Raw genomic sequence first — 25,275 nt, 5'->3', positions numbered from 1 at the left:
TTATCAGTAAATTATGGCTGAACAGGAATTGGTGCTAACTCTCCAGCATGAATTGGATCGATTTTTAGCGTTTGGGTTGGGAAGGCGATATCTGCGCCATTTGCGGCCACGATGTCCATAATCTTTAGCAGAACATCCTGCTTCACTTCTTGATAGCGAATCCAGTTAATGGTTTTGGTAAAGGTATACACCATAATATTGAGTGAGGATGCGCCAAAGCCATTAAGATTTACAATTAAGGTTTGATTGGCGTCGATGTCTGGGTGGTGCTCCAACATCTGTTTAATCTGTGCAGTGATCGTTTCAACTTTGCTGCCATCATCATATCGAAGTCCGACAGTTTCGTAGATACGGCGATTAAGCATACGAGAAGGGTTTTCGACCACAATACTACTGAATACGGAATTTGGCACATATAGAGGGCGTTTATCGAACGTACGAATAATCGTCATACGCCAGCCAATTCGTTCGACAGTGCCCTCAATTTGACGATCTGGAGAACGGACCCAATCTCCAACTTTAAATGGGCGGTCGAAATAGATCATCATGCCACCGAAAAAGTTTGATAGCAGGTCTTTTGCGGCTAAACCGACAATCAAGCCACCGACACCACCAAAAGTTAGCAGACCTGATAAGCTAAGCCCTAGGGTTTGCATGACCGTCAAAGCACCGATAGTTAAGAAGAATAATCTGGCGACTTTGGCAACGGCTTGAACCGTGGTTTCATCTCGCTTTTTCTGAGCAAGAACGTATTCTTCGACTTTATTGACCAAACGCATCAAGAACCAAATGAAAATGACGATTACCAAAATTAGCTTTACGGTACTCAACCAATCTAGCTGAATAAAGTTTTGCTTTTGCAACACTAATCCCAGAGAAATCGTCGCAGGCCAACACCAAATCAAAGTACTAATTGGCGTTTTTAGAGCTTGTAAGGTGAGGTCATCCCAATGAATGCTCGTGCGTTGTACTAACACTTCTAAACGGCTGTATATCAGACGCCAAGTTAACCAGGAAATTAAACTGATTGCGGTCAGCAGTACAATATTCGTGTCGAGTTGTTGAGACAAAGACTCCCAAGAAGTTGGAAGTAATGACTTAAATTCATTCATTGTTAGAGTTCTAATAGTTTATCTTGGGGGGAGATAGTGCATTGAAATCACTGAGATGTGAAGAATCAGTTTGAAAACATGGGTTATTTTGCAAGAAATGTGTCTATTCTTCGGTGAAATGTTCAGCTAACGCAGCACGTCTGCGTTTTGCTATGCCGCCATCTTCTTTATCGATAAGATGCTCGTAACCTTTTTTCACAAAGCGCTGAGTCGGGCTATTGGGTTGAATACGCCGTAGTTGTGGTATTTTATTCGACTGGGAGAGTTGATAGATATAAACCCCTGAACCGGTAGTGACATGAATTTTCTTGCCATCAAAGTCAAATTGCGTCGAGATCATTCGTTGATTTCGATAAACACCATGCTCGGTGAATTTAATGGACGCACTATTGTAGGAGGGGGTACCTGTCTCAAGCCATGTGCCATAAACATGCTTGGGGTTGACAGAGTCTTGGTAGTTTAGATGAGCGATAACACTGATTGCTCCGATACATAAGCACAAGACAATAAGCATCGCGCCTTTAGTCATTAAAGGCATCAACGCAGAAATGTTCCCTGCCTTTTGCTTGGAGTAGTACCACGACATTGCTATCCGCCCTGCTATTGATGCAACAGTGTGAAATTTTATCTCACGTGTAACAGATTGTAGAACATTGTGTAGTAACGCAATATCTATGTTTGAAACTTTGATGTTCAGCTCAAACATCTAACATCAGTACAGATGTTTGATCACCAAACTGTGAATATTGATCTTAGCTTTTACTCTCGCAGCGAGAAGATATAACCCAGCAATTTTGCGATGAAGGAAAATGGCATCGATGGGCGGTGTATGCCAGTAGTTTTCTTGGAAGCTCAAAGCACTACCGCGCTGACGAATTTTGTTCGCTAGGTCTGACACGCCAAAATCGTAAGTTTGGTCAATGCCCATGGGCTCGCACGCTAGTGTGACTAAATCAATAATGGCGAGCTTTTGTTTCTCCACAATTGTTTGACTGAAAAACCCAATCTGGCGCAGAGCTTGCTCAATACCTTGTGTATCGTTTTCAATGGCAGCGCGAAATGCTAAGCGGTAACCCTCACTAATGGTATCGCTATACACGCGAGTTGCACCAAAATCGAGTAGAACGATTTTCTCTTGCTGGTGGTTATAGAGGTAATTAGCAAAGTTTGGGTCTGTTTGTACCAGTTTAAACTCAAATAACTCAGCGAAAAACAGCTCGAACAGTCGATGCATCACGTTATCGCGCAGGTGTTGGGGGGCATTAGCTAGTGACTCAATCTTGTCTCCTTCGACAAAATCCATAGTAAGCACCGTTTCACTCGTCATCGCCGGAAATACCCTTGGTACGATAAAGTGTGAGTTAGTGGCTAAATACTGTTTATATTGGTTGAGATACTGGCTTTCGAGTTGGTAGTTGGCTTCTGCGTGTAACTGCAACTTAGCTTGTTCAAGAAGTGCAGTAAAGTCGATGTCTTTTGGAATAACACCGACTAAGTTAAGCAGCGTAGCGACATTATCAATATCGCTATCAATGCTGTTGCGAATACCAGGGTACTGCACTTTAACTGCAACTTGGTCGCCATCGTCAGTATAGGCTTTATGCACTTGGCCTATGGAAGCGCTCGCAACTGGCTTGAAGTTAAACGACAGAAAGTGACGTTTCCAGTCAGTTCCTAATCCTTCTACTAGCGATTTATCAAGCTGCTTTGCCAGCATAGGGTTGGCATCGGAACGTAAGCGCGCCAGTACCTCTGCTAATTCAGGTGAGAGGAGATCACCACTGTCCATGGATAGCATCTGACCGACTTTCATTGCCGCGCCTCGCAAATGTGCGAGTTGATCAGCAACTCTGGATAGATTTGCGGGTGTGAGAAGCAGGTCTTTTGCGTGTGGACGATTCCCCGCTAACCATTGTTTTGTTCCCTCTGCGACTACGTTTCCACCGATGCGAGTGGCAAGTGAGGCAAACTGGCCGATTCTGGCTAGGCGATGTGAGGGAATTTTTGATTCTTTGTCTACCATCAGTTTTCACTCATATTTAGCATATTGGTTGCAATACCCTAAGTTAATACTTGTTGCTGCACTACTTTTGATATAAAATGCCTTGCTCGTTTCATACGTGAAGCGGATAATAATTGTTCAAAAATGTTTATTAAACAAGGAATAAAATGAAACACAATGTCTACTTTGAGGAAGTGTCCAATCATTAGCGTTTACTCAACTAAGCGATGAATCAAGCGTTGGTGTTATGTCACCAGGTGAATACACTTTCGGTACCGCAGCTCCAGAAAAAATGACAGTAGTAAAAGGTGCTCTAACGATCAAACGCGAAGGCGAACTGGATTGGAGCACTTACCGTGACGGTGAATCATTTAACGTTGCTGGCGACTCATCATTTGAGTTAAAGGTAGAAATCGCAACGGCTTATTTGTGCGAGTACCTGTAAAAAAAGAGCCGCGCTTCAATGCGCGGCAATAACCAAATGTCGTTATCACAAATTAACCGCAGTTATGACAATGCAGGATGGCAGTGGATTCATCCCCTTGTGGTTAAAAACTCAGTTCAATAACCGTTATCACTTCAAAATCACCATGGGTCGGTCAAATGGTTAGCCAGTCACTAATCTGTTTAGTTTTTCTTTTCTTTATTAACTGCTGCATTTCGTTAAAAGCGAATCGTTCTTTCGAAATATCCTCCTAAATGCGTCAAATCCTGACTATACTTATATTATTAGTAACATAGAGCAAGGGAGGGGATATGGCTGTAGGCCCAAGACCAACAGACACTTCAAATCGCTATGACCCAAGCCAAGATTTTACCCAAGATCAGCTTCATCGATTTGGTAATGTTGCTAACCGTGCACACAAGCAACGTGAGCAGAAAGCGCTGGAACGGCGATATGCGCCACTGTTTCTTGAGAGTGCGAGACAAAAAGCAATGAAGCCGGTCATTGATAGTAAAACTAAAACTTCTACTCCGACCTTACGTTATGCGGTTTGGCTCTCTGTTGTGCTCATCTTTTTGTTGTGGTTGATGTACATGAGCGCCTGATGCGAGCTTAATGTTATGCACATTATGCTCTTGGGGTAACTCCTTTATTTGGCACAATAAATCCTCACGATAGTATTTAAACTGATTTTTTCCTGAATGCTTGGCCGCGTACATCGCTTTGTCGGCACAACGCGTCAGCTCATGAAGATTATCTGCATCTTGCGGATAAAGCGCTACACCAACACTAACGGTTAAACTGCTAATTCGATTATTTCCCGCATAACTATCATGGAATAAATTGCTTATTCTTTTTACGATATTATCGACATCCTTTTTGAGCGAACATCGTAAAGAAGAATTACGAATTCATCACCAGCAAATCGAGCAATTGAATAATCGTGATGGTTATTTTTCTATCGCGAGTGCGAATATTGTTTTCAGTCTCCGTGAAAATTTTGCAATACTCGGTCACCGACCTCATGACCATAGTTGTCGTTAATATCTTTAAAATCATCGATATCTAAGAAAACCAAGGCTGTCGTCGTGGAAAGGTTACTGACTTCAGCCAATTTTTTTCTTGCCCAGCTTTCAAAACTCCAGCGATTGGCGAGCCCTGTTAATTGGTCTAAGTAGGCGAGGTCTTCGATGCCTTCTTTGTAAAGAGATTGAATATAGTTGAGCAGCCTATTGTAATAATAAGATGCTGTGTTGCAGATAATGCAACTCACGAGTAAACCAAATATAAAACTGCTTTGTATGCTGGTCGGGTTTGATACTGGATTAAACAGGTTGGAAGCCAAAGCCAGTAAGCAAAAAATGGCGCTGCAAATCAAACCAATCTTGAATTCATTAATGATGATTACTGAAACTAGAAGCGGAAACATCCAAATGAGTCTTTCTGGAAACTGAGCGCTGTATAGAAGTAAGATCGCACCCTGAAACATCAATACGCCCGTTAAAGCTAAATCCGTATAATGCAGGCCTTGCTCGCGTTTTAATTGCCACAGATTGAATGTAACGACCAATGCGCATATGAGGTTGATGATCGTAAAGGTGTACTCTTTATGAACAAAATGAGCGGCACCGTAAGTAATTAATGCAACCAAAGAGAGCATTGAGCACAAATAGACGAGCTTGCACTTACGTGTAGCGCGTATATCTGCCATTTCTTCCAGATGAGTTCCGACGAAATTGCTCATGCTTTAATGTGCCTTTATGTTCATATCGCAGCAATAAGTCTAGAAGAAGAATCCGAGCATGAAGATCAGAATTGGACTAAATAGTGTGACGAGTCTCTATTATATGCATGAACATTATAGTTAATACCCACAAATAAAGACCGAGAATTTCATTAAGATGTGGATAGCGCGTTACGAAAAATAGCGAAGTTTCAACGAGGAAAATAAGCATGCCCTAATAATATTGGGCATGCTTAGTATCGATAAAATGATATTGAAAATGTAGCCAGCGTTAAGCCTTAAGCGGTTAACTCAGTTCGCTGAGACTATTTTGCTTCCAATCCATAGGGGATTTGTTTAAAGATTTCAGGTTGGTTTTGATAATTAGGCGCAGGATTTACTTTCTGCCAGTCGAGCAACATGATGGCTAATACGTTACGATGCTCACCGCTTGAAAAGTCAAAATCCCCATCAACCGATGGAATCATGCCCTTATTTGGGTCTACAGCTTTATTGATTGCTTGACGTGTTTTTTCAACGACTGGATCATCGTCAAGGCCTGCAAGTAAAAAGCTGACTCCAACTTCAGCAATGACATCTTCTTTTGCTCGCACCAAAATAGTATCGATATTTTCTCTGAAGTAGTCATAGATCCACTGATGATCGGCTTCTTTCACACCTTTTTGATAGTAATGAGAGTCGGCTAGAATGATGTGCGTCATCCCATACAGCTTATTGCCATACTGTTGTGGCGACAGCTTTTTGTCATTTGAGTCCGGGTACACTTCTCTAAAGCTATCAGTAAATGCTTGAACGACATCCTGTTCACCGAGTTGTCGCAGCCAATAAACTTGGTTGGCTAATTGTGCTGACCAAGCTCGAATCATATCTGCATCGGTCGCGTAGCGAGAAAAATCATAGTGACGAAGCACTTTGCGTAGCTTCTCGTCTTGTTGATGTTTTAAGCCATACTCATTAGTGCGAGCCATCGAACCAAGCAAATCAACGCCTAAGTAAAGGTATTCTGGATTATATTTGGTTGCGCTAAAGCGTCGCACACTACGTTCATCTTCTTTGCCTAGATAGCCAGACAAGCGCTGTTCTGAGTACAAATAGATACTTTCAGGTGTATTTACTTCTGCGGCGAAATAGTTGAGTCGACTGGCCACTCGCGCCATATCACTCCAAATGGCAGCAGCGTATTTGTCATCTAAGGTTTGGCGGTACATTCTTAACCCGTAGTGGCCTTCTTTAAAAGCTGGCAACGTAAACAAACGTTGTTCATAGGTTTGCTTGATCATGTCAGCAGAGTTTTGGTATTGCTCAGGTGTGCCCGCAACGCAGAAGCCAGAGATAGACAATCCAATTAAAAGAGAGAGAAGTTGGCGTCGCATTGATGATTCCTAGATGAAGATATTTGAGAGTCGCACCTTACCAAATTTTTTGCATATAAATGTGAGCAATAGGTCATATTTAACACAACTAACAATATTGTTTTGATTATTTTATATGCCGGAAGGTCAGGTTAATTCGCGGGTGGTGGACCTTTCTACTTTTGGGTAAGGCATGTTTCCAGTAATGTTGCATATCACCGCCCATAATAAGTAGGCTGCCATGTTTAAGTTGGTAAGCGAGCTTGTCTTGTCCGTTATTGTGTTTAAGAGCGAACTTACGTTCGGCGCCCAAACTAATTGATGCGATAACGGGGGCGTCGCCTAACTCGGGTTCGTTATCTTGATGCCATCCCATAGAATCATATCCATCTCGGTACAGGTTTATCAAAACTGAGTTGAAAAGGTGTCCTGCGGTTCGGGAGCACTGTTCACAAAGCTTTTCGATAAGATCTGGCATTGGGTTAGCCTCAAGTTTTAAGCCGGAATATTGATACGCTTTATCGCCAAACCAGACTTGCAAGCGGGGTTGTGCAACTGTTTTTCCGAATAGTGTTATGGATTCTTGTCGCCAAGGCATGGTATCCATTAGTGTTTGGTACAGAATATCGGCTTCATCCGGAGTTAAGAATTCTTCAAGGTACATCAGTTGACCATTTTGAATGTTTTGCCATTGAGTATTCTGCATAGTGATACCTCTTTGTCCCTTATCCATTATTGTACGTCGATTCGTGTTTAGAGTTTTCTTTTGCCTATTATCTTTTGATACATTGGTAATTAACGTTAATCTAAACAGCGTGAACCAAATTCAATATAACACTGGTGGATTTAAATTAGTGGCAACTAAATATGAATTGTCACAGACTGATTGATTATATACCAACGGCCCTTTAGGTTACTTGGGTATAATTGGCTAAAAACAAAATAATCATAAAAAGCGATACTAAACTATGAGTAGGATAATTTAATGTATTACATCCTAATAGTTATATTAGGTGAGTTCATTGAGATACATCCATGGTACAGAGATGATGCTTTTAGAATTTGAAGTGAAGAGAATCGTGTTCACTCTAAATGGGAGAGGTTATGGAGCTAGGAAGAGGCTGGGATCGAACATTAGTTTTACTTTTTATCCCGTTTATTTTCCTAGCATTGGTGTGTATCGAATATACCCACCTGCTGCACCACCAATATGTTGCGCGCAATGACCAAGATAATGCAAGGGAAGAATTAGCGTTAATTCGTTCAAAAATTGAATCTTTGGTGATTTCAGATATCTCTTTAGCTAAAAGTATCCCAATGATTGTTGCCAGTAATCCTCAACTGTCTCAGTCACAATGGAAAGACGTTGCGAAGAGCATCTCCGAGCGAAGCAAACACATCAGCGCAATGCTGCTTGCACCAGATAATGTGATCAAATACGTCTATCCAGTAAAGCAATTCTCAGATCTTATTGGTGTCGATTATCAACAACACTCAGAGCATTGGCCTGTTGTTAAGCATGCGATGGCGACAAAAGACGTTGTCTTAGAAGATAGTATGCCACTTCAAAAGGGAGATCCTGGTATCGTGGCCCGAATCCCGATTTTCCTTGACCCTCCTTTCTATCAGCGCTATTGGGGAGTGGCTAGCGTGGTGATCAGTTTGCAAAACTTGCTTGCCGATGCTGGCGTATCGGAGTTTGAGGAGCATTACGATATTGCTATTGCTGTGATGGAAAACGAGGAGCAAGTTGGGAATTTACTGTACGGAGAACAGAACACACAGCAAAATGCCTTTACCAATGAGGTGATCTCATTCTCCCATGGTCAATGGTTGCTTTCAGCATCAACGGAAAATGGTTATGCCAGTGATGCAGATTGGTATCAGCGCAATAGTGTTCGATTGATAGGTTATAGCGCTTTGATTCTGGTGATTTTGGCATTCTTCGCTGTTTTTCGTCTTTACCGTACTGCGAACCAGTTGTCTTTACACGATGATCTTACTGGTCTACCTAATCGTCGCTACTTTATCTTTACGCTTCAAAGGCATTTAACTATCGCAAAAAACTCAAGTGGAAAAGAGTATTTTGCATTGGTCAATATTGATTTAGATAAGTTTAAGCAAATCAATGATAAATATGGTCATGATGCAGGCGATAGAGTACTGCGAGTCGTTGGCGAACGGATTCAAAATGCGCTCAGAGCATCCGATGTGGTTGCGCGTGTCGGTGGTGATGAGTTTCTTGTGTTAGTACCACGAATGAGAGAAGAGCAGCACATTCAATCAATAGTGCGCAATATTCGCTCTGCACTTATTGAACCTCCAATTGAGTACAACCAAGTACTCATTTCAATTCGCGCGAGTTTCGGTTATGCAATATACAGCCGAGAGATGTCCTCTGTTGAAGCGATCATGAAAGCAGCAGATAGCGCAATGTATAAACAGAAATTTAATGATCTTGAAAAGTGAGTAGTTGCAAATTGCAAATGCTATATGAAGCTGTCGCGAAATCTTTTGCAAATTGCAACGGCTTTATGCATTTAGTTTTGATGCAATAATGCACTTTATTTTAAATTGTTGATTTATAAAAGATAAAAAGTTGGCACACTAACTGCAATATATAAATTGACCCTTATTAAGCCGAGGGTCACCTAGCCAACTGACGTTGTTAGTGAACTTACAATTTGTTCACATTCATATATAGCCAATCATGTCTTTGTGATTGGCTTTTTTTCTATATACCCAAGCATCTTAAGGTTACTTAGGTAGACATTAGTCATTGTTATAGCAACTTGGCTGCCTTGGGCACACTGCACCTCGTGAACAAATTACACGCGCATCCGATTCTAGCCCTCGTTCAACCCAATTGATATTGAGTATTTTTGCAATAGTAGTGAACTCGCGTTTAATGTGACTAGGTATCGCTGCACTACCACCATTCGCCACACACAATGCCTTTAGCTCTTCAGCGATAGAGCGTGAATGTCCGCCTTGAGCATCAATCGCTGGATTCAAATCGATACCAGCACATAAAACACGATTGTTACCAGCAGGATCAGTCATATTCATCGACTCACAGCAGTAAATCCTTGGTTCATCACCCACATGGAGGATAGACAATTGCGCTGAACTACCAAGTTGAGGTTGTGACAAACGACGAAATACAGCCCAGTGCTGACATGGGTCGTTTACTTTGCGCATATTGCCCCAAGGTAGCGGAATACCATTACCTCGATACACCGCTTTCAGTTTATTTTGTCCGTAAGCATCAAAATAATGCCAATGTGGGTATGGTGAAACAACGGTCATGCGGCGCATGGCAACAGAAGGGGAGACTCCGGCTTTTTTGTGCACATCAATTTCATAACCATTACGATCCAACAGTTGACGAAAGGGTACTTTCGGGCAGAGTAAGGCCCCCGCAAAGAAGCTTGATTCGAAATCTCGCCATGCTTGCAAAATGTGTTGGGAATTTAGCTCTGAGTTGCTGTTGAGATCCTGATGTTCTTCCCAAGTATTGGCATGCCCAACCGACAAAACACTCTTAAGGCCTTCTTTGCTATGCAACACGCAGTGTCCAATATACACGGCTAAGTCATATTTCAGTCGAGTGGGGTAATCTTTGAGGACTTCATTGAGGTAGATACTGCCTGGTGGTTCAAAAAACGAAGTCACTACTTGCTTGGCACTCATGCCAAGTTCGTCAACGACATCTTGGGGTGCACGTGATACCCAGCGAATAGTGAGACCCATACTACGCGCGATATCCATTAAATCCTGCACCGAAAGATTCAATCTTTTAAGTCCGACCTCTTCGGCTGCTCTCTCAAGATCGGGAAAATGGTTTTGATGACTTTCTTGATGCGCTCGAATTAACAAATGTGCGAACTGCTTTCCCGTGATACCTGTTTGGGAAAGCATTTCAGGAATGGCGATTTGCAGAATCTCTTTCGAAAAGAGAAAACTAGGCTCTAATGCCATACCGTTGATGCCACCACGTTTACCTTTATCCGGCGTGATATCTTCGTTCGTAGGTTCGTCATCGAGAAACCAATTGGGGCTTTTTTGGAATACTTCAGCAATCACCTCAAGCATATCAATGCTGGGAACTCGCTTACCTCGCTCGATCATTGAGAGGTATGAGACTGAAGGTGCGTATTCGGGGTTGACGCGAATACAGCGCGCAGAGAGATCTTCCATGGTTAAATGGTTGCGCTTTCTTAGATTTCTGATCTTAGTGCCCAAAAAATGGGACTGACGGATTAAACTTTTTGACAGCTGCATTTTGTAAAATTCACATTGTAAAATTTTTGTTGTGAAATTGTAGTAAAAAATCCGCTAATCTTCCTAGTAAGCAAGTTCACAAATTTGTTAACAAAATGAAATGCAAATTACATGGACAGCTCAAGTTGAGGAATTTTGTGCGTTAGACGCGAGGGAAAGACTATGAATATGTAAACGTTCGAAAACAAAGACATCCAAAAATTCGACCTCTTTTATTGCAAGTGCAGTCTTTGCCGTGGAAGCAATTAAAGCAGATCAAGCGCAAGAAAAGCAGATGAAAGCGAAACAACTTCTTGACCGACTATTTCCATTAGAGTCAGGTTCACATAGCGATGTAACGGAGTATGTTATCGATCTTCGCCATGTAATGGCGTATTTCAAAGACGGTACACACAGTGGCTTAAAACATCCAAAACACTTTGTGGCCTTTACTGGTGATAGAGACCACCCACACTCAATTTTGTTCCGGGATGGTAGCGGCAGTCATATGGAAGTGACTTTTGGTTGTAACAAGGGCACGGGTTGTGTTGAGTTTGTTGAAATCAAAGATATCCAAATGGAAACGTGTACGACTTTTCCGCAAGCAGAGTGCAATTCAGCCATGCGCCATTGGATTAGCCTGATTAAAGGCGATATGAATGGTAAGCCGACGGCTTGTACGGAAGACAAAGAATATACGGCAAAAAATGGTGATGATTACCGCTTAGATTTCTGCTACGAAATCTAATGGGCATATCTACGTGCTAATGAGGTACGAGTTTAACGGTAATACCTAACTACCTTGGCGTTGTTAGTCAGTACAAGAGAATCCAGCCTAGGCTGGATTTTTTACTGTTTGAATTCAACAAACGTAAAGTGTGGGTTGTCAGTGATTACTTCAAGACTTTTTAGCACCTCAGTGGGGATTGCGTGTTTTCCATTGCTGGTGTTAATGATCAAACACTCTTGTTTCTGGTTGTTGTACCCAGTATCGGCGGCTTCGCCTTCTATCGTCTCTCCATTCAAAAGAGTGAGTCGAATCGAAAAGTGATACATACACGCAATTTCTAAGTAATCGTATTGGCTACAACTGATCATATTGCCCCTTTATTTGTGTCTATAAACGGTTTTAGTTCGACCACATTGCCTTCAGGGTCTTGCACATAAATTGATCGACCGAATCCTTGCGCACCATAACGCTCGGTAAACTCACCGTATGCAACGTTATAGCTGGCTAAATGCTGGTTGAGCTCCGTTTCTTCAATAGGTGCAATTTGCAAACAAAAGTGATCCATATTGCGGCCATTTTGCGTTGGCGCTTCGCCTCCCAGGCGGCCCAGTTCACTGTCAACCGTGACGATATCAATCAGCGCAGAACCCGCTCTGAGTTGTGTTAGCCCAAGTTCTTCCAAGCGACGCTCAATCGGACAGCCAAGGATGGTTTGATAAAAATGCAGCATTGCGTTTAAATCACGGGTGCGAAGCACAATGTGGTCAAGACCCTTTATCTCAATCATTCTTGTCCCTCCATAAGTGGTTTATAACAGTTTAACTGCCAATATCAGCATTATCGAACCGATCGCGACTTCAAGAATTTTCCATGCTCGAGGATGACGAAAGAAAGGCGCGAGCAAGCGAGCACCAAAACCGAGGCTAAAGAAAAACACCAGTGAGGCGCTCATAGCGCCTAAAGCAAACAAATGCTTGTATGGTTCATATTGTGTTGAGATCGAACCCAGCAATACCACTGTGTCGAGATAAACGTGCGGGTTCAACCAAGTGAACGCAAGACATAAGCTCATGGTTCGCCAAGGGGAGGATGGAACAACACCTTGAGGAGTGAGTGCATGATTTTCTCGCCAAGCAGAATAGAAGCTACGCAAGCCATAAAAGGTCAGAAATGCAGCTCCGGCATAGCGAGCGATTTGCTCTATGCTAGGAAACTGAGTCACTAAAATCCCAAAGCCCGCCACTCCAGCACCAATTAAGATCGCATCGGAGAGTGCGCAAATTGAGCAGACTAAAAGTACATGCTGTTTTTGTATTCCTTGTTTGAGTACAAAAGCATTTTGCGCACCGATCGCGACAATTAACGACAATCCCAGCAAAAAACCAGCAAAGAATACACTCATTAGAAACGTGATCCTGGTTGTGCGAGAAAGTCGATTTCTTCCTGCGTACTGGTTCGATTGAGGATGGCGTTGCGATGTGGATAGCGGCCAAATCGGTCGATAATCGCTTTGTGTTTCAGCTCAAAGTCATAGTTGTTTTCCAGCCCCGGTTGGTTAAATAGTACGACGGCTTGTTGATGGATGAGTTCAGACTCGCTATGCATGTAAGGCATATAAAGAAACGATCTTTCTACAATTGATAGCTGTTCATCGGCACCTATTCTTACTGCTTCTTGAGCTAATGCTAAAGCGAGCGCATCTTGGCTAAACGCTTGTGGTGTATTGCGATAGACATTACGCGAAAACTGGTCGAGCACGATGATTTCAGCAAGTCGTCCCTGTGCTGTGCTTCGCCAAGAGAATAGCTCTGCCTGCGCTGCGTGCTGCAATAATGCACCAAAACGCGTTTCAATTTGCTGATCAACTTTGGGGTTAGAGACAAACCAATCTTTGCTCTCGAGCTCTTTGAACCAAAAATCCAATACCTGTTGTTGCAATATCTGATGCTGCATCACTTTTTTCCTATTTAAATTCTGTCCCGTGAAAGCCCAATATAGCCGAAATGTAAGCTTGCTGTGAACAGAGGTTGAAATCTACGTGCTGCGATCTATAATCCGCGCCTTTCGAATCTCTGGCACGTCATATGAACACTCAAAAAAAACCAGACCGCATGACAGCAATGAACAACATCATTGAACAAGTTTTAGCTGAATTGCCTTTATATGAATCTGAAACATTTGTTTGTGGTGCAAAAGGAAGCTGTATTGGTTGCCCTAAAAAATTGTTAGAGATGGTGGATAGTGAATTAACCTATTGGCAAAGTGCGATGGCGCGCGGCGTGGTTCCGCAATTTGATGAAATTCGCCGCTTTGGAAAAATGTGCAGCAGCGTGCGCAAGGGTTTAGCTCGCAATAACTTGTTGCTCCAGCCAGCCTAAATTAAGCCCCTTTATTTGTTTCTTCATCTGCTTTGCACTTGTTGTTGAGCTTTACTGCTCCGCAACAACCACTTTTGATGGGTTTGCGCGACAGCATGACACCGAGTGCCAACATAGCAATTGCAACCAGAAAAATGATGATAGTCAGTACTAGCGTCATAACCTCTCTCCATTAGCCCTATTGATACAAGCTTTGACCATTTTCGTCTGTACGACAATGGTGATTTTGTAAGCAGCAATAACTTACATCGACTCATTGGCCGTGTGTGGATGGTCTAATTAAAAAGTTAGTAATAAAATGCTCTGTTACCCGTTCTTCTTTTTGAGTAAGAGGAGAAACGGCATGGACAAAAGACTTTCTTTAATCGCATTAACCATCGGTAGTGGAGCGTTGTTTTTCTCTATTGAGGCTTATTCACAAGATCAATTTGATGATTTCACCTTTGTCGGCGCGGGAGTGGCGACGGGTGAGTCGGTCTTTTCGAACCAAGGGAACAGAGTAGGAGCAGAGCTTTATCTGTTTCACAATAGCCAATATGGCTTTATTGATGGCAGTTTAGCAAACTATTCAATTCTGCCTTGGTTTGGGATCTCAGGTAATGTCCGTCTTGCTGAAGTATCGGATGATTTTGATGACATCCCTAATGGCATCAATAACCGAGACAGCAGCGGTGAGTTAGGCGTAACGTTAGGCACTCTAGGCGCGAGGCTGACCTATCTGCACGATGTGACGAACGTTCATGATGGTTACGAAATTCAGCTTCATCTTGGCCGAGCGTTTGATACACCGATCAATCAGTTGACGGTCTCTCCGTATGTGCAAATCAACTATCGTGATGACAATCTCTCCGCGCATCTCTACAGCATTTCCGCCGATGAATCGAGTGCTTCAGGGTTGGCCCGTTTTGATGCGGGAGATACCTGGGTTTATCAAGCTGGAGTGATTGGATTGTATGATGTTAGCGAACATTTCTTGGCAATATCAAAATTCGAGCTGGAACACCATGATAGCCGTAGTCCACTAGTGCAAAATGAGATTGGCTGGAAGTTTAGTATTGGTGCAGCCTACCGTTTCTGATTCTCGTTCAGCAGTTCAACCGTGCGTTACTCATAAGAGAAAATGCAGTAACGCACAGTTTTATTTTGCTAGGCGAGAAGAGAGTGCACAGCACCGGTCAATAACAGGCAAACTGTGCCTAATACGATCACCAATATTTGCTTGATCCTTTTTTTCTTTAAGCCGGTACTCGTTGTGCTCTCTCCGGAAATGTAGAAAATGATACACGCGATGACGATGGAAAAGAAAATCGCTTTGATTGTTGTATCACCCATGCTGTTGGGTACATTGATCACTAATAAAATATAGATAAACTTGAAGATACTCAGCGCAGAGAACCAAACCAGAACGGTGACAAGGAAATCTCTAGCAAGCTTGAAAAGAGTGCTCAAAAAGTGTGATTTTGGCTTTGAATCGTCGAGCATTTAATACCTCAAAACTGACGTCGAAACTGAATGTATGACTTGCGAGAGAAGTTTACTGTGATAAGCCTTTTCAAAGCTAACAAATTATTTTTGATGTGGTTAATAATCAGTGAGTTAGATTTGTTCGAGCGCGAATAAATATCTTTCGATGATTAGCTTTTAATATTGCGGGGCAGTTTTTGTCAGTAATGAAGAGCGATATTTGCGAATGGATTATCTGGAAAGGAAAAATAAAGCCCAATGGCAAGGATTGGGCTTTTAAAAAACAGGACTAGCGCTCAAGTATTAGTAGTTTGAATTGATCAATACTGGCTCGCCGTATTTACCTGCTTGTGGCATAGGCGTATAAGTTGACTGAGCGTTACGTAGGAAGCGAATACCTTTCGCACCAACATGTTGCGCACTGGTGATATCTGCATCTGAATCGCCATAGAATACAGTGATATCAGCGGCTTTGAGTTGTTTTTCTTTCTCTAAACCACCCGCAAATACAACTGGTTGAATCTGATCTCGATATTGTTCAGGGAATAGTTCACGGATTTCAGTGGTCAATGTTTCTTTACCTTCTGGCGCCCAACGGCCTGTGACAAAGTAAACAGTGTCGCCACGTTTAAGGTGCATGTTTACCACATCGAGTGCCGCTTGTTTTGGAATAGAGTATTGGTCTAAGCCGGTGCTTGCCTCATTCCAGAAATCTTGGTTTTTCAGGTAATCATAAGAATTTGGTGAGTATTTTTGTTTGCCGTAGTAGAACACTGGTGATGAAAATAGCATGGTATCATCAATGTCTAGACCAACATGAATCGGCTTAGCTGGCAGTTGTTTTGCGATATCTTGAACCGATATCCAATCAATTTGCTGATAGTCAGCATCAGTTGGAGACTGTGCGATGTATGTCTGCATATCGATGGTTTCGAGCGGCGCTGCAGAAACAAAAGATGAACCGAGGAGAAGAGCGCTGATAGCAAGCGTTAAAGGTTTGTTCAATCGCATTATAGTTCCTTTGAATAAGCTGTTATAAAAACGCCAACGTACGATGTTTGGCGCAGGGAAGCTTACTCCTGCGATTCAAGGCGTTTTCAAAGATAGATCACATAAATTCTGTAACAAATATTCAAAATAACATTTCATCTCAAAGTGCTTGTGTGAGCGGTTGTCACTCAAATGTGACTTTTTACTGATGGCATTTTTGCTGTCAACATTTGTGCAAAATGATATGGAATCGGTTAGAAAGTGCGGACTTGCGTAGGATGAGTTAAGAGCGCCAACAGTGTCCATTGGCGCAATTAGATTGAGTTAGAATCGGCTGCCGACGTTACGAGCGATCATGAGCACTTCGTCAGCGGAATAGAGGTTTGAAATAGTGGCTTCAATTTCTGCTCCCAATGCACTTTTGTATAGCTCTTGAGCATAGTTATCAGCACGAGTAGTCACTAACACATGCTTTAATACGGCCTCTTTTTCAGCCAGCAGTTGTTTTACTAATGGCAATGAATCGACAATCAGCTTTTTACCGACGCCTTTACCTTGGCTACTTGGTTTAACGGCTAACAATTCAAGCTCCAATACGACTTCACTACGAAATCCGCTTTTTTGCGTCCAGGTAATAAAACCAAGGATGTCATTGTCACACTCAGCGACAAACATCATATAACGAGGGAATGCATTGAAGTTGCATTGTAACCATTCACGAGAATGGCTTTGTCTGACAAACGTTGCCTGATAAATCTCAGTCGCAGCAGTTAAATCGCTTTGTTCCATTAAACGGATAATCAAGCTGTTCTCCCATTCTTACTGTTCTGTTTTGGGCATTGTAGGTGCGGTGGCTGACAATTACCTTGGTAGGGATCACTGTCTCAGAAGAGTGCGATGACCAATAGATGCGAGTGATGAAAATCTAGACAAATAGGACTTTGCATTGAGAGAGGGATGCAGATGATTGATATCGAGTGTTATCTGGCAATGACAAACCTCATCACACGGAAGAACCATGCTCAGAGGTTTTGGTCATTGATTTCTCAACACTAGGTTAACTGTTAAATAACGCGTTTACCTTGTACCCAAACTTGTTGGATATTTTCTTTTTGTGCTAAGCAGACGACTTTTTCTAAAATATCGCGCGGTGAGTCAAACTCTGGCCAGATGCGTAGGTTGCCAATCAATGGGCTCGCTTCAAGCACCAGAGCATCAAAGTGGTGCTTGGCGCTTAATACACCTGTTTTGGCATCAAGCACTTTCGCGCCACCTGCGGTTGCCATCCAAAACGCTTCAACAAAACTGATGCGTGCGTTAGCCGTACCACGCTCACCTGCCGCCAAATTGACATTAACACCTTCTTCACGCACGCGTGAATGAGCCACGGCGTCAAAGGCTGCACGGAAAATAGAAGGTGACGGCGCGCCTGCGATATCGCTTCCCAAACCAATTTGGACACCGCTATCGAGTAGCTCTCGAGTTTGCATTGCCGCATTGGCAAAGAACATGTTCGAGAGTGGACAGTGAGCAATACCTGCGTTGAACTGCTTAATCAACTCGACATCTTGCTCTGTCAAAAAGATTGAGTGTGCTAACACTGATTTGTTATTTAATAATCCCGCATCCGCGTAGATTTGAACATCACTCTTGCCGTAGTGTTGTAAGGCATAATCTCGTGCCCAATCACTTTCAGAGCAATGGGTTTGCATGTGCAGATCGTATTTTTGTACTAGATCTCCAAGCTTGTTGAGCATTTCAGGTGTGCAGCTTGGTACAAAACGCGGCGTAATCACCGGGCTGACCAAACCGCTATCGTTGCCTTGCAGGGTAAACACATTGCTAACAAACGCTTCGGTTTCAGCAAACGCTTGAGCAAGGTCATCCTCACGATAAAAATCTGGGCATTGCTCAACATTATCCATGTTGATTTTACCCACATAAGCGCGTTGGCCCAGATCCAAACAGGTTTGCGCTAATAGCTCGGTAGACTCACGATGAATCGACGCAAAATAAACTGCGCTGGTGGTGCCGTTCGCCAGTAGTGTTTTCGTTACGTCTTTGTAGATAGTTTGTGCAAACTCAACGTCTTGATAACGGTTTTCTAATGGGAATGTGTAGTTTTGCAACCAATCATAGAGCGGCAAATCTAACCCTTTACCTGCTTGCGGCCATTGTGGTGCATGACAATGCAGATCGATTAAACCCGGTATCAAATACTGGCCTTGGCGTAATGTTTGCAGCTTTCCTTGCTCAGCCAATGTGGTCAGTAATGCTTGATAGGAAGGGTGTTCTGGCGTGAAAGTGGCATCAATATCGCCATCCAGATTGACCAAAATGAGGTAATCTCGGATGAATTCAAACTCGCCTTTAATTGGTGTATGAAAGGTATCACCAACAATCGCAAATTGAATATGAGTCGTGTTATAGATTGGTGTGTTCATTATTATGCCTCACTCTCAACTGGTGTTTCATTTACTACGCGATCTTCAGGCAGCATAAAGTTAAGAATGACGGCGGCGAGTGCACCGATGGCGATACCCGAGTTAACTAGGTAGCCCACTAATTCGGGTAGGGCGTAAACCAATTCTCGTGGCATTAGAACAGCGCCAAGTGACAGCATAATTGGCAAACCCACTACCAGCATATTGCGCTCAGAGAGCTGAATATTTTGAATAACGCGGAAGCCGTTCATCGCAATCACCACACAGATTACTGAGAAGATGCCAGAGATTACCGCATGAGGAATCGAAGCAATTAAGCTGGTTAGCTTTGGCATTAAACCGAGCAACAACAAAATAAAGCCACCTGCAATAATCGCACGACGTGAAGCAACTCCCGTTACTGCAATAATGCCCGCATTGGTTGAGTAGCCAGTCACTGGGCTACCACCTAGTAGTGAGCAGAGGAAATGACCAGCAGCTTCACCCGTTGCACCACGGTTTAAGCGCTCGTCTTCAAGTTCTACGCCAGTAACCGCACTGACTGCACACCATGTGCCTGTGGTCTCAACCAGAACAATCATTGAGATAAATAGCATCGTCATGATAGCAATAGGGTCGAATGTCAATTCGCCAAATGGAAGCAAGCTTGGTAGTTGTACCCACGCCGCTTTAGTGACCGATGAAAAGTCACTCATGCCATAGAAGGTCGCAACAATCGTACCCAGTACGATAGCGCCCAATACTGAAGTTAGACGCAACCAATGCAAACGCTTATGCATACAACCAAGTAAAATAAAGCTACACAGAGAAACGATGCTCACTAAGGCAATAACGATGTTTTGGTTCGCTTGCTCACCACTATAAATCCCGTTAAAAGCAACAGGGAGTAGAGAAATACCCACCACGATAATCACCGTGCCACCTACAATAGGCGGAACAAACTTACGTACAATTTTACTAAATATATTGAGAGGCTTACCCAATAGAGCCACGAAAATAGCAACGGGAATTAACGCACCATATACGGCGCCCATTCCCAGAGCTTTACCAATCGCAGCAACCGCGCCAATAGGGATGTATGATGGCCCTTGCATCACAGGGAGTTTCAATAAGCAGCGAGATTGAATAATGGTCGCAAGGCCCGCCACGACAAACGTCATCTGAATCAAAGAGGATGTATCCGCTACGGTTAACGACAGCAAACTTGCGAGAATAATAGGAACAATATAGAGATCCATCGCCAAGACGTGCTGAGCACCCAAGGAAAGCGAACGCGGGATCGAGATTTTTTCGTCAATGTTAGTGGTTGAGTGATTAGCTTGGGTAGTATTCATAACAACTTGAGCACTTAGCGATTGGTTACTTCTCAGTTAACGAAGTTATCAATGGCAAATTTAGGTTGTACAAAGCCTGCATACGCTAATGAGCGACGCAAACCGTAAGTTCGTTTTTCTAATATTGATGTTTCAAAAATTTGAATCGGTAGGATGCGAATGAAGACAAAAGTGTTACCCGCATCACCATTTTTGATGTGCGGCTGATTCTAACGTAATATTCGTGTCACGCAAACGTTTGCTCAATTGAATATTTTTATCGTTACGAACATGATGTAAGTTTAAGTCTGTCGCTAATGGGTAAAATGTAAGGTTTATATGACGTGAAGTAGCTTCGATTAAGGTCAGTGTTTAAACGACAAACCTGAGCTCAAATGGCGCTAGTTAATTAACCTTAAATCACAATTAATTGAGTATGATGTGGTCTGCCTTGAATGATTCCCTGCCTCGTCAGATTTCATCAGGCGAATGCTGTATGCTTCGTTGCCATAGACACTGAGGTAAATTTTGTAATCGCCGCTGTTGATCCTGAGTAACCCTTGTACTCCTTTATCAGAGTCGGGTACTTGGCGAGCCATTTTGGACTTTACTTGATTCATGCATGCCGACATATCACCCAATTTGCCTTGTTCGGCAATATTGAATCTTTGCGCATCAAGTGGGGTAACCGTGTAAGGTGTTTGGGCATGAAAGTTTCGCAAAGATTTGATGTGATCTTCAGAGCCGTTTAAGCCGATAAGTGCTTGTACAATCATAAAAACGACCACAGCTACGAATAAAATCTTTCTAAAATTCATATTGGCTTCTTGTTGCAGTTGTACAAGGAAACGAAGGGTAAGATTCCAATATATGGGTTTTCTTTACAGACCACAAAAGCTATTTACGTTTAAAGCACCAACCTTGCTGTGACAGCCACAAACGCATGGTCACTGGCTTGTTTGTCTTGGCTGTAAATTGGATTGATTAAGTGTTGATCAAGCACGGTGTAGTTAATGACGTCAGCCAGTGAGTAGGGCGATTCTGCTTGGAATTCTTGTGAGAGCAAAATGTAATCCAGCACATTGCCTTTGGCAAAATGGTAATGAGTAGGTTGACGAACTAAATCTGGTTTCGCTTTGCTATAGATATTCCAACTGTCTTGTAATTTAAGCTGGTTACTTTCTGCTTCTACAGACTGGGTTAATAAACCGGTAATAGCGAAATCTAAGCTCTGGTTCATGTCTCCCATTAGTACGGTTGGCATTGGCGCTTGCAGATATTGCTGCTCCATAAACAGGCGTAACATCAAAGCTTCCCATCCTCTTTGCTGGCTTGAAAGCCAACTGCCGATCAATCTATGGCTTTGGTTTTCATCTTTGCTCTCCGTTGGGCGCTGTGATTTTAAGTGACAGACATAAACAGCAATATCGCCCAGCATAGGGACGGACAGCGTGGCAAAAATCGGTTGGCGGCTAAAGGCGGGAGGCTGAACTCCATAGGTCTGTTCAATCGTTTCGCATGGAGTGACGAGTTGCGCCTGTTTAATTGGGTATCTTGAGGCTATCGCGACAACGGGCTTTGAATATATATAGTCCGACTCGATATGTGGAGTGTCGAGCGCGACGAAATAGGGGTAGCCAAGTTCAGTAAATAGCCGTTTTGTGGCACCAATGCTGAACACCTCTTGCATACCAATTACATCGGGATTTAATTGGCGTACTTTATCTTTAGTCCAATCACACTTTTCTTGCCATGATTGCTGATCATAAATGTTTTCAAAATCATAGTATGCGCTGGGTGGCTCTATAAAGTTGAATAGGTTTAGTGTTGCAAAGGTGAGCGTTTTATTATGACTCAAGCGTCATACCTCGATTTGACGTAGCTACTGTCGCTCAGTCTAAACGAACCTTAAGTAACATGCTCGTCAATTCAGTAAGCGATATCGTTCTGTGTTTAAAAACAGCGAGTGTGCTACAAGGTCAGTTGATATTGATGCGGTGTTAGCCCAAATTGCTGTTTAAAGCGCTGATTAAAACGGGTTTGTGATTGATAACCGCAGGCTAACGCGGTGTCTAACTGCGTAAAGTTGCGCTGTAGTAGATTGATTGCATGATTCATACGTATTTCTGCTAACACTTCACGGAAGCTGCTTCCCTCCGCATTCAGTTTGCGAGTGAGTGTCGCTCGACTCATCGCAAGATGGCTAGCGGCGGCTTCTATTGAATGATCATCTCCTGGCGCAGAACTCAGATAGTTCGCCAATTTATCTCGTACCATTTTCTGATCGTTAGGAAACAGTAAATCAAGTGCTCCCACCTCTCGAAGTTCAGCGTACAAACCTAGAATTAGTTGTTTTGCGCTTGAAGCGACAGACCTTATCGAGCATGTCACTCACGAGGTTAAAACAGTACTCGAGTTGTGGCGTGGTGGCGATTTGTGGAAAGGCGTGACTTGTCTTCTCATTATCGCTTAAGGATTGCTGCAACCATTCTGCTGGTGGCTGTAGATTGAATGCCATGGCACGTGAATGAAATTGTTTTTGCTCAGGCGTATTGACGAAAGTGAGGTATTGCCCAGCAGGCACGACAATCCAATTGGATCGACCAAGCTGTATGCTTTGCTCATGCCACCAAAGCTGCTTGTAACCTTGATCGACCCAAATAATAGTTGGAGCATGAATAAACACATTGCTTAGTGGCTGTGCACGCTTGCCGCGATAGTGAACAGTTTGTACCAATGGTTTATTCATGACTTAATGCCTTTTTATTTTCTTCACTTACTCGTTAACGTAAGTGGCAGTCAGGGTTGCTTTATCTAGTGCATTGGCTCTTAACATAAAGCCAATCAATGCGTTAGAAGCGCCTTGTGGAATGTCTAATTTTTCACTTGGCATAGCCCAAACAGTAAATTGATAACGGTGCATACCGTCGCCTTTAGGTGGACAAACGCCGCCAAAGCCAACGCTTCCGTAATCATTATGTTGTTGTTTACCCGTAAAATCATGGCCAGATGCGCCTTGTTTCAACGAGTTTACTGATGCGGGAATATCGGTTGCCACCCAGTGCCACCAGCCGCTGCCTGTTGGTGCATCAGGATCATAAGCTGTGATAGCAAAGCTTTTTGTGCCCTCTGGCGCATCTTGCCAACTCAGCTGCGGTGATACGTTATCTCCGCTGCAACCGAATCCGTTAAATGCATAGGTGTCCGCCATGCGAGAACCTTCTTGAATATCGGTGCTGGTAAGCGTCATTGCTGAGCTTGCAAAAGCAGTAAGTAGTAGGGTAGTGGCAATCAGTGTGCGTTTCATGTTCGTCTCCTTAGGTTGGCGTCTAGGAGTAATAATAGAAACGATCTGAATAAATGTATCACAAAAACTCAATTTGAACCAAATTCTATCTTTGATGAGCTTTTGTGTTTATTTTGTGGGGTTCGATGCAAAAAAGGCTAACACTGGGGGAAGTGTTAGCCTCTTACTATTGAATCGTCGCCGCTTAGTTTCGTTTAGCAACGATGATCAATTCAGTTTGAAATCGCTGTCTTGTAACTACGCTTGATATTCTGGGTAATCAATTAGGCCTTTTTCATTACCGCCAAACAACGTTGCAGGGTCATGTGCAGCCAGTGGGTAGCCATGCTGAATACGACTTGGCAAGTCTGGGTTAGCGATAAATGGACGACCAAAACCAATCATATCAGCGAGGTCATCTTCCAAAGCTTTTGCCGCTTTTTCAGTGTTGTAGCGGCCTGCGTAGATGATGACACCTTGGTAGGCGTCACGCACTGCACGCTTAAATTCCGCTGGCGTATCAGGCGCATCGTCCCAGTCCACTTCAGCAATGTGCATATACACAACGTTTAGTCTGTTTAGTAGCGCTGCAGCTGTGGTGTAAGTCTCTACTGGTGTTTTGTCGACAGTGCCGTTTAGTGACGTAAATGGCGCCAGACGCACACCTACGCGATCAGCGCCGATAGCATCAGTCATCGCCTCAACTACTTCACCAAGGAAACGTAGACGGTTTTCGATGCTGCCGCCGTATTCATCAGTACGATTGTTCGCTTCAGAGTCAATAAACTGATTAACTAGGTAACCGTTCGCTGCGTGCAGTTCAATGCCATCAAAGCCCGCTTCAATTGCATTGAGTGCAGCTTGGCGATATTCGGCCACAACCTGTTTGATGTCATCTTTGCTCATCTCACGCGGTTCAACCACGTCAACAAAGCCAGGTTCATCGCTGCCGTTGTCGATAAATACTTTTACATTCTCAGCTTTTAACGCAGAAGATGAGATAGGTTGATTGCCACCAATATTGTCTGGATGAGTTACACGGCCAACGTGCCAAAGCTGCGCAAAGATCGCGCCGCCTTTTGCGTGGACTGCGTCGGTTACGAGTTTCCAACCTGCAATTTGTTCTTGGCTGTAAATGCCTGGTGTCCAAGCATAACCTTGACCCATAGGAGAGATTTGTGTGCCTTCGGCCACAATCAAACCAGCGCTTGCACGTTGAGCGTAGTATTCTGCCATCATAGCGTTTGCAACGTTGCCAGGTTGGCTTGCACGTGAGCGAGTCATTGGTGGCATTACGATACGATTTGCAAGGGTGAGTTTACCCAGTTGAATGGTATTAAACATATTACAACACCTCTTATTTGCTGGTTTGGATCAATTCAATTTGGTAGCCATCAGGGTCTTTAACGAATGCAATGTGCGTATCGCCACCTAGCATTGGACCTGGCTCGCGAGTGACGTTGCCACCTGCTGCTTTAATTTGTTCGCACGCAGCGTAGATATCTTCGCTGCCTAATGCGAGGTGACCGAATGCATTACCTATGTCGTAGCTATTCGTGTCCCAGTTGTGCGTTAATTCGATGGTAGAGCTTTCTGGGTGCTCAGGGTTACCTACGAATACCAATGTGTAACGGTACTCTGGATTTTCAAAGCGGCTGAGTACACTCATTCCCAAAACGTTGGTGTAAAACTCAATCGATTTGTCTAGATCAGCCACGCGGATCATCGTGTGAAGAAGTTTCATGGTTCACC

25 protein-coding genes and 3 pseudogenes are annotated in these 25,275 nt (G+C 43.3%); 6 read left to right on the top strand and 22 right to left on the bottom strand.

From position 1 onward, the window contains the following. Positions 1-11 precede the first annotated feature (11 nt). The 3 genes from Vt282_RS18485 to Vt282_RS18475 form a co-directional block, all read right to left on the bottom strand. Positions 12-1,112: a mechanosensitive ion channel family protein gene (locus Vt282_RS18485; protein ID WP_162064343.1), complete on the bottom strand. Its 1,101-nt coding sequence runs from the start codon at positions 1,110-1,112 to the stop codon at positions 12-14. 103 nt (positions 1,113-1,215) lie between these two features. After that, on the bottom strand, positions 1,216-1,818 hold the full coding sequence (locus tag Vt282_RS18480) for a DUF2850 domain-containing protein (RefSeq protein WP_232055203.1): 603 nt from the start codon (positions 1,816-1,818) through the stop codon (positions 1,216-1,218). Positions 1,819-1,824: 6 nt separating this feature from the next. Next, positions 1,825-3,135, bottom strand: coding sequence for an ABC1 kinase family protein (locus Vt282_RS18475; protein WP_162064342.1), 1,311 nt, complete (start codon positions 3,133-3,135; stop codon positions 1,825-1,827). Positions 3,136-3,281: 146 nt separating this feature from the next. Here Vt282_RS18475 and ppnP point away from each other — a divergent pair. Beyond that, positions 3,282-3,559: pseudogene (gene ppnP, locus Vt282_RS18470) on the top strand (pyrimidine/purine nucleoside phosphorylase). Positions 3,560-3,870: 311 nt separating this feature from the next. Then, positions 3,871-4,164, top strand: a complete 294-nt coding sequence (locus Vt282_RS18465) for a hypothetical protein (RefSeq protein ID WP_162064341.1) — start codon at positions 3,871-3,873, stop codon at positions 4,162-4,164. Here the strand turns inward: Vt282_RS18465 and Vt282_RS21860 are convergent. The 3 genes and pseudogenes from Vt282_RS21860 to Vt282_RS18450 all read right to left on the bottom strand — a co-directional run bounded on the left by Vt282_RS21860 (position 4,096) and on the right by Vt282_RS18450 (position 7,361). Beyond that, positions 4,096-5,303, bottom strand: a pseudogene (locus tag Vt282_RS21860) (GGDEF domain-containing protein). The gene Vt282_RS18465 and the pseudogene Vt282_RS21860 sit on opposite strands and share 69 nt — an antisense overlap. A gap of 305 nt (positions 5,304-5,608) precedes the next feature. Then, positions 5,609-6,676, bottom strand: coding sequence for a DUF3541 domain-containing protein (locus tag Vt282_RS18455; RefSeq protein ID WP_162064340.1), 1,068 nt, complete (start codon positions 6,674-6,676; stop codon positions 5,609-5,611). Between the two features lie 106 nt (positions 6,677-6,782). Continuing rightward, entirely contained in the window at positions 6,783-7,361 is a 579-nt protein-coding gene (locus tag Vt282_RS18450; protein WP_162064339.1) for an alpha-ketoglutarate-dependent dioxygenase AlkB family protein, read from the bottom strand. 398 nt (positions 7,362-7,759) lie between these two features. On the opposite strand from Vt282_RS18450, the gene Vt282_RS18445 reads away from it, so the two are divergent. Continuing rightward, a complete protein-coding gene (locus tag Vt282_RS18445) occupies positions 7,760-9,124 on the top strand; it encodes a diguanylate cyclase (protein WP_162064338.1) in 1,365 nt (454 codons plus the stop codon). Between the two features lie 303 nt (positions 9,125-9,427). On the opposite strand, the gene Vt282_RS18440 is transcribed toward Vt282_RS18445, so the two are convergent. After that, the gene (locus Vt282_RS18440) at positions 9,428-10,939 is read right to left on the bottom strand and encodes a DUF3612 domain-containing protein (protein ID WP_162064337.1); all 1,512 of its coding nucleotides are present in this window, start codon (positions 10,937-10,939) and stop codon (positions 9,428-9,430) included. Positions 10,940-11,105: 166 nt separating this feature from the next. Here Vt282_RS18440 and Vt282_RS18435 point away from each other — a divergent pair, with 166 nt between their 5' ends. Further along, complete coding sequence (locus tag Vt282_RS18435; RefSeq protein WP_162064569.1) at positions 11,106-11,666, top strand: aldolase/citrate lyase/malate synthase family protein; 561 nt, start codon at positions 11,106-11,108, stop codon at positions 11,664-11,666. 101 nt (positions 11,667-11,767) lie between these two features. Here Vt282_RS18435 and Vt282_RS18430 read toward each other — a convergent pair whose 3' ends face one another. The 4 genes from Vt282_RS18430 to Vt282_RS18415 are packed head-to-tail and all read right to left on the bottom strand — an operon-like array spanning position 11,768 to position 13,586. Further along, positions 11,768-12,016, bottom strand: coding sequence for a Rho-binding antiterminator (locus tag Vt282_RS18430; protein WP_162064336.1), 249 nt, complete (start codon positions 12,014-12,016; stop codon positions 11,768-11,770). Then, positions 12,013-12,435, bottom strand: coding sequence for a VOC family protein (locus Vt282_RS18425; RefSeq protein ID WP_162064335.1), 423 nt, complete (start codon positions 12,433-12,435; stop codon positions 12,013-12,015). Before Vt282_RS18425 ends, Vt282_RS18430 begins: the two co-directional genes overlap by 4 nt. Before the next feature lie 21 nt (positions 12,436-12,456). Further along, positions 12,457-13,050, bottom strand: a complete 594-nt coding sequence (locus tag Vt282_RS18420; protein WP_162064334.1) for a LysE/ArgO family amino acid transporter — start codon at positions 13,048-13,050, stop codon at positions 12,457-12,459. Continuing rightward, complete coding sequence (locus Vt282_RS18415) at positions 13,050-13,586, bottom strand: DUF924 family protein (RefSeq protein WP_162064568.1); 537 nt, start codon at positions 13,584-13,586, stop codon at positions 13,050-13,052. Before Vt282_RS18415 ends, Vt282_RS18420 begins: the two co-directional genes overlap by 1 nt. 146 nt (positions 13,587-13,732) lie before the next feature. Between Vt282_RS18415 and Vt282_RS18410 the strand changes: the two genes are divergently transcribed. Further along, positions 13,733-14,026, top strand: coding sequence for a hypothetical protein (locus tag Vt282_RS18410; RefSeq protein ID WP_162048370.1), 294 nt, complete (start codon positions 13,733-13,735; stop codon positions 14,024-14,026). Between the two features lies 1 nt (position 14,027). Here Vt282_RS18410 and Vt282_RS19935 read toward each other — a convergent pair whose 3' ends face one another. Continuing rightward, positions 14,028-14,186: a hypothetical protein gene (locus Vt282_RS19935; RefSeq protein ID WP_167515615.1), complete on the bottom strand. Its 159-nt coding sequence runs from the start codon at positions 14,184-14,186 to the stop codon at positions 14,028-14,030. Between the two features lie 183 nt (positions 14,187-14,369). On the opposite strand from Vt282_RS19935, the gene Vt282_RS18405 reads away from it, so the two are divergent. Continuing rightward, the gene (locus Vt282_RS18405; RefSeq protein WP_162064333.1) at positions 14,370-15,104 is read left to right on the top strand and encodes a MipA/OmpV family protein; all 735 of its coding nucleotides are present in this window, start codon (positions 14,370-14,372) and stop codon (positions 15,102-15,104) included. Positions 15,105-15,793: 689 nt separating this feature from the next. On the opposite strand, the gene aphA is transcribed toward Vt282_RS18405, so the two are convergent. From aphA to gloA, 10 genes and pseudogenes are all read right to left on the bottom strand, one after another. After that, positions 15,794-16,501, bottom strand: coding sequence for an acid phosphatase AphA (aphA, locus tag Vt282_RS18400; RefSeq protein ID WP_162064332.1), 708 nt, complete (start codon positions 16,499-16,501; stop codon positions 15,794-15,796). 303 nt (positions 16,502-16,804) lie between these two features. Continuing rightward, positions 16,805-17,269: a GNAT family N-acetyltransferase gene (locus Vt282_RS18395; protein ID WP_162064567.1), complete on the bottom strand. Its 465-nt coding sequence runs from the start codon at positions 17,267-17,269 to the stop codon at positions 16,805-16,807. Positions 17,270-17,544: 275 nt separating this feature from the next. Further along, on the bottom strand, positions 17,545-18,924 hold the full coding sequence (gene guaD, locus Vt282_RS18390; RefSeq protein WP_162064331.1) for a guanine deaminase: 1,380 nt from the start codon (positions 18,922-18,924) through the stop codon (positions 17,545-17,547). 2 nt (positions 18,925-18,926) lie between these two features. Further along, the gene (locus Vt282_RS18385; protein ID WP_162064330.1) at positions 18,927-20,258 is read right to left on the bottom strand and encodes a uracil-xanthine permease family protein; all 1,332 of its coding nucleotides are present in this window, start codon (positions 20,256-20,258) and stop codon (positions 18,927-18,929) included. Positions 20,259-20,638: 380 nt separating this feature from the next. Then, positions 20,639-21,055 (bottom strand): hypothetical protein, encoded by a 417-nt coding sequence (locus Vt282_RS18380; protein ID WP_162064329.1) that lies wholly within the window; start codon positions 21,053-21,055, stop codon positions 20,639-20,641. Between the two features lie 89 nt (positions 21,056-21,144). Next, positions 21,145-22,095, bottom strand: coding sequence for an endonuclease/exonuclease/phosphatase family protein (locus tag Vt282_RS18375; RefSeq protein WP_162064328.1), 951 nt, complete (start codon positions 22,093-22,095; stop codon positions 21,145-21,147). 113 nt (positions 22,096-22,208) lie between these two features. Further along, positions 22,209-22,986, bottom strand: a pseudogene (locus Vt282_RS18370) (helix-turn-helix transcriptional regulator). A gap of 27 nt (positions 22,987-23,013) precedes the next feature. Further along, complete coding sequence (locus Vt282_RS18365; RefSeq protein ID WP_162048362.1) at positions 23,014-23,544, bottom strand: YbhB/YbcL family Raf kinase inhibitor-like protein; 531 nt, start codon at positions 23,542-23,544, stop codon at positions 23,014-23,016. A 237-nt stretch (positions 23,545-23,781) separates the two neighbouring features. After that, entirely contained in the window at positions 23,782-24,867 is a 1,086-nt protein-coding gene (locus Vt282_RS18360; RefSeq protein ID WP_162064327.1) for an alkene reductase, read from the bottom strand. Positions 24,868-24,880: 13 nt separating this feature from the next. After that, positions 24,881-25,267 (bottom strand): lactoylglutathione lyase, encoded by a 387-nt coding sequence (gene gloA, locus Vt282_RS18355; RefSeq protein ID WP_162048360.1) that lies wholly within the window; start codon positions 25,265-25,267, stop codon positions 24,881-24,883. Positions 25,268-25,275: the final 8 nt, after the last annotated feature.

The sequence above is a fragment of the Vibrio taketomensis genome (genome assembly GCF_009938165.1).
GTDB lineage: Bacteria > Pseudomonadota > Gammaproteobacteria > Enterobacterales > Vibrionaceae > Vibrio > Vibrio taketomensis.
The sequence above is the reverse complement of the archived record's forward strand: the minus strand, read 5'-3'. Positions and strand labels throughout refer to the sequence as shown.

Bases quoted from the DNA above. Each gene is read 5' to 3' on its own strand.
- Vt282_RS18485 (WP_162064343.1), bottom strand. From the start codon at position 1,112: ATGAATGAATTTAAGTCATTACTTCCAACTTCTTGGGAGTCTTTGTCT.
- Vt282_RS18480 (WP_232055203.1), bottom strand. From the start codon at position 1,818: ATGTTTGAGCTGAACATCAAAGTTTCAAACATAGATATTGCGTTACTA.
- Vt282_RS18475 (WP_162064342.1), bottom strand. From the start codon at position 3,135: ATGGTAGACAAAGAATCAAAAATTCCCTCACATCGCCTAGCCAGAATC.
- Vt282_RS18465 (WP_162064341.1), top strand. From the start codon at position 3,871: ATGGCTGTAGGCCCAAGACCAACAGACACTTCAAATCGCTATGACCCA.
- Vt282_RS18455 (WP_162064340.1), bottom strand. From the start codon at position 6,676: ATGCGACGCCAACTTCTCTCTCTTTTAATTGGATTGTCTATCTCTGGC.
- Vt282_RS18450 (WP_162064339.1), bottom strand. From the start codon at position 7,361: ATGCAGAATACTCAATGGCAAAACATTCAAAATGGTCAACTGATGTAC.
- Vt282_RS18445 (WP_162064338.1), top strand. From the start codon at position 7,760: ATGGAGCTAGGAAGAGGCTGGGATCGAACATTAGTTTTACTTTTTATC.
- Vt282_RS18440 (WP_162064337.1), bottom strand. From the start codon at position 10,939: ATGCAGCTGTCAAAAAGTTTAATCCGTCAGTCCCATTTTTTGGGCACT.
- Vt282_RS18430 (WP_162064336.1), bottom strand. From the start codon at position 12,016: ATGATCAGTTGTAGCCAATACGATTACTTAGAAATTGCGTGTATGTAT.
- Vt282_RS18425 (WP_162064335.1), bottom strand. From the start codon at position 12,435: ATGATTGAGATAAAGGGTCTTGACCACATTGTGCTTCGCACCCGTGAT.
- Vt282_RS18420 (WP_162064334.1), bottom strand. From the start codon at position 13,050: ATGAGTGTATTCTTTGCTGGTTTTTTGCTGGGATTGTCGTTAATTGTC.
- Vt282_RS18410 (WP_162048370.1), top strand. From the start codon at position 13,733: ATGAACACTCAAAAAAAACCAGACCGCATGACAGCAATGAACAACATC.
- Vt282_RS19935 (WP_167515615.1), bottom strand. From the start codon at position 14,186: ATGACGCTAGTACTGACTATCATCATTTTTCTGGTTGCAATTGCTATG.
- Vt282_RS18405 (WP_162064333.1), top strand. From the start codon at position 14,370: ATGGACAAAAGACTTTCTTTAATCGCATTAACCATCGGTAGTGGAGCG.
- aphA (WP_162064332.1), bottom strand. From the start codon at position 16,501: ATGCGATTGAACAAACCTTTAACGCTTGCTATCAGCGCTCTTCTCCTC.
- Vt282_RS18395 (WP_162064567.1), bottom strand. From the start codon at position 17,269: ATGGAACAAAGCGATTTAACTGCTGCGACTGAGATTTATCAGGCAACG.
- guaD (WP_162064331.1), bottom strand. From the start codon at position 18,924: ATGAACACACCAATCTATAACACGACTCATATTCAATTTGCGATTGTT.
- Vt282_RS18385 (WP_162064330.1), bottom strand. From the start codon at position 20,258: ATGAATACTACCCAAGCTAATCACTCAACCACTAACATTGACGAAAAA.
- Vt282_RS18380 (WP_162064329.1), bottom strand. From the start codon at position 21,055: ATGAATTTTAGAAAGATTTTATTCGTAGCTGTGGTCGTTTTTATGATT.
- Vt282_RS18365 (WP_162048362.1), bottom strand. From the start codon at position 23,544: ATGAAACGCACACTGATTGCCACTACCCTACTACTTACTGCTTTTGCA.
- Vt282_RS18360 (WP_162064327.1), bottom strand. From the start codon at position 24,867: ATGTTTAATACCATTCAACTGGGTAAACTCACCCTTGCAAATCGTATC.
- gloA (WP_162048360.1), bottom strand. From the start codon at position 25,267: ATGAAACTTCTTCACACGATGATCCGCGTGGCTGATCTAGACAAATCG.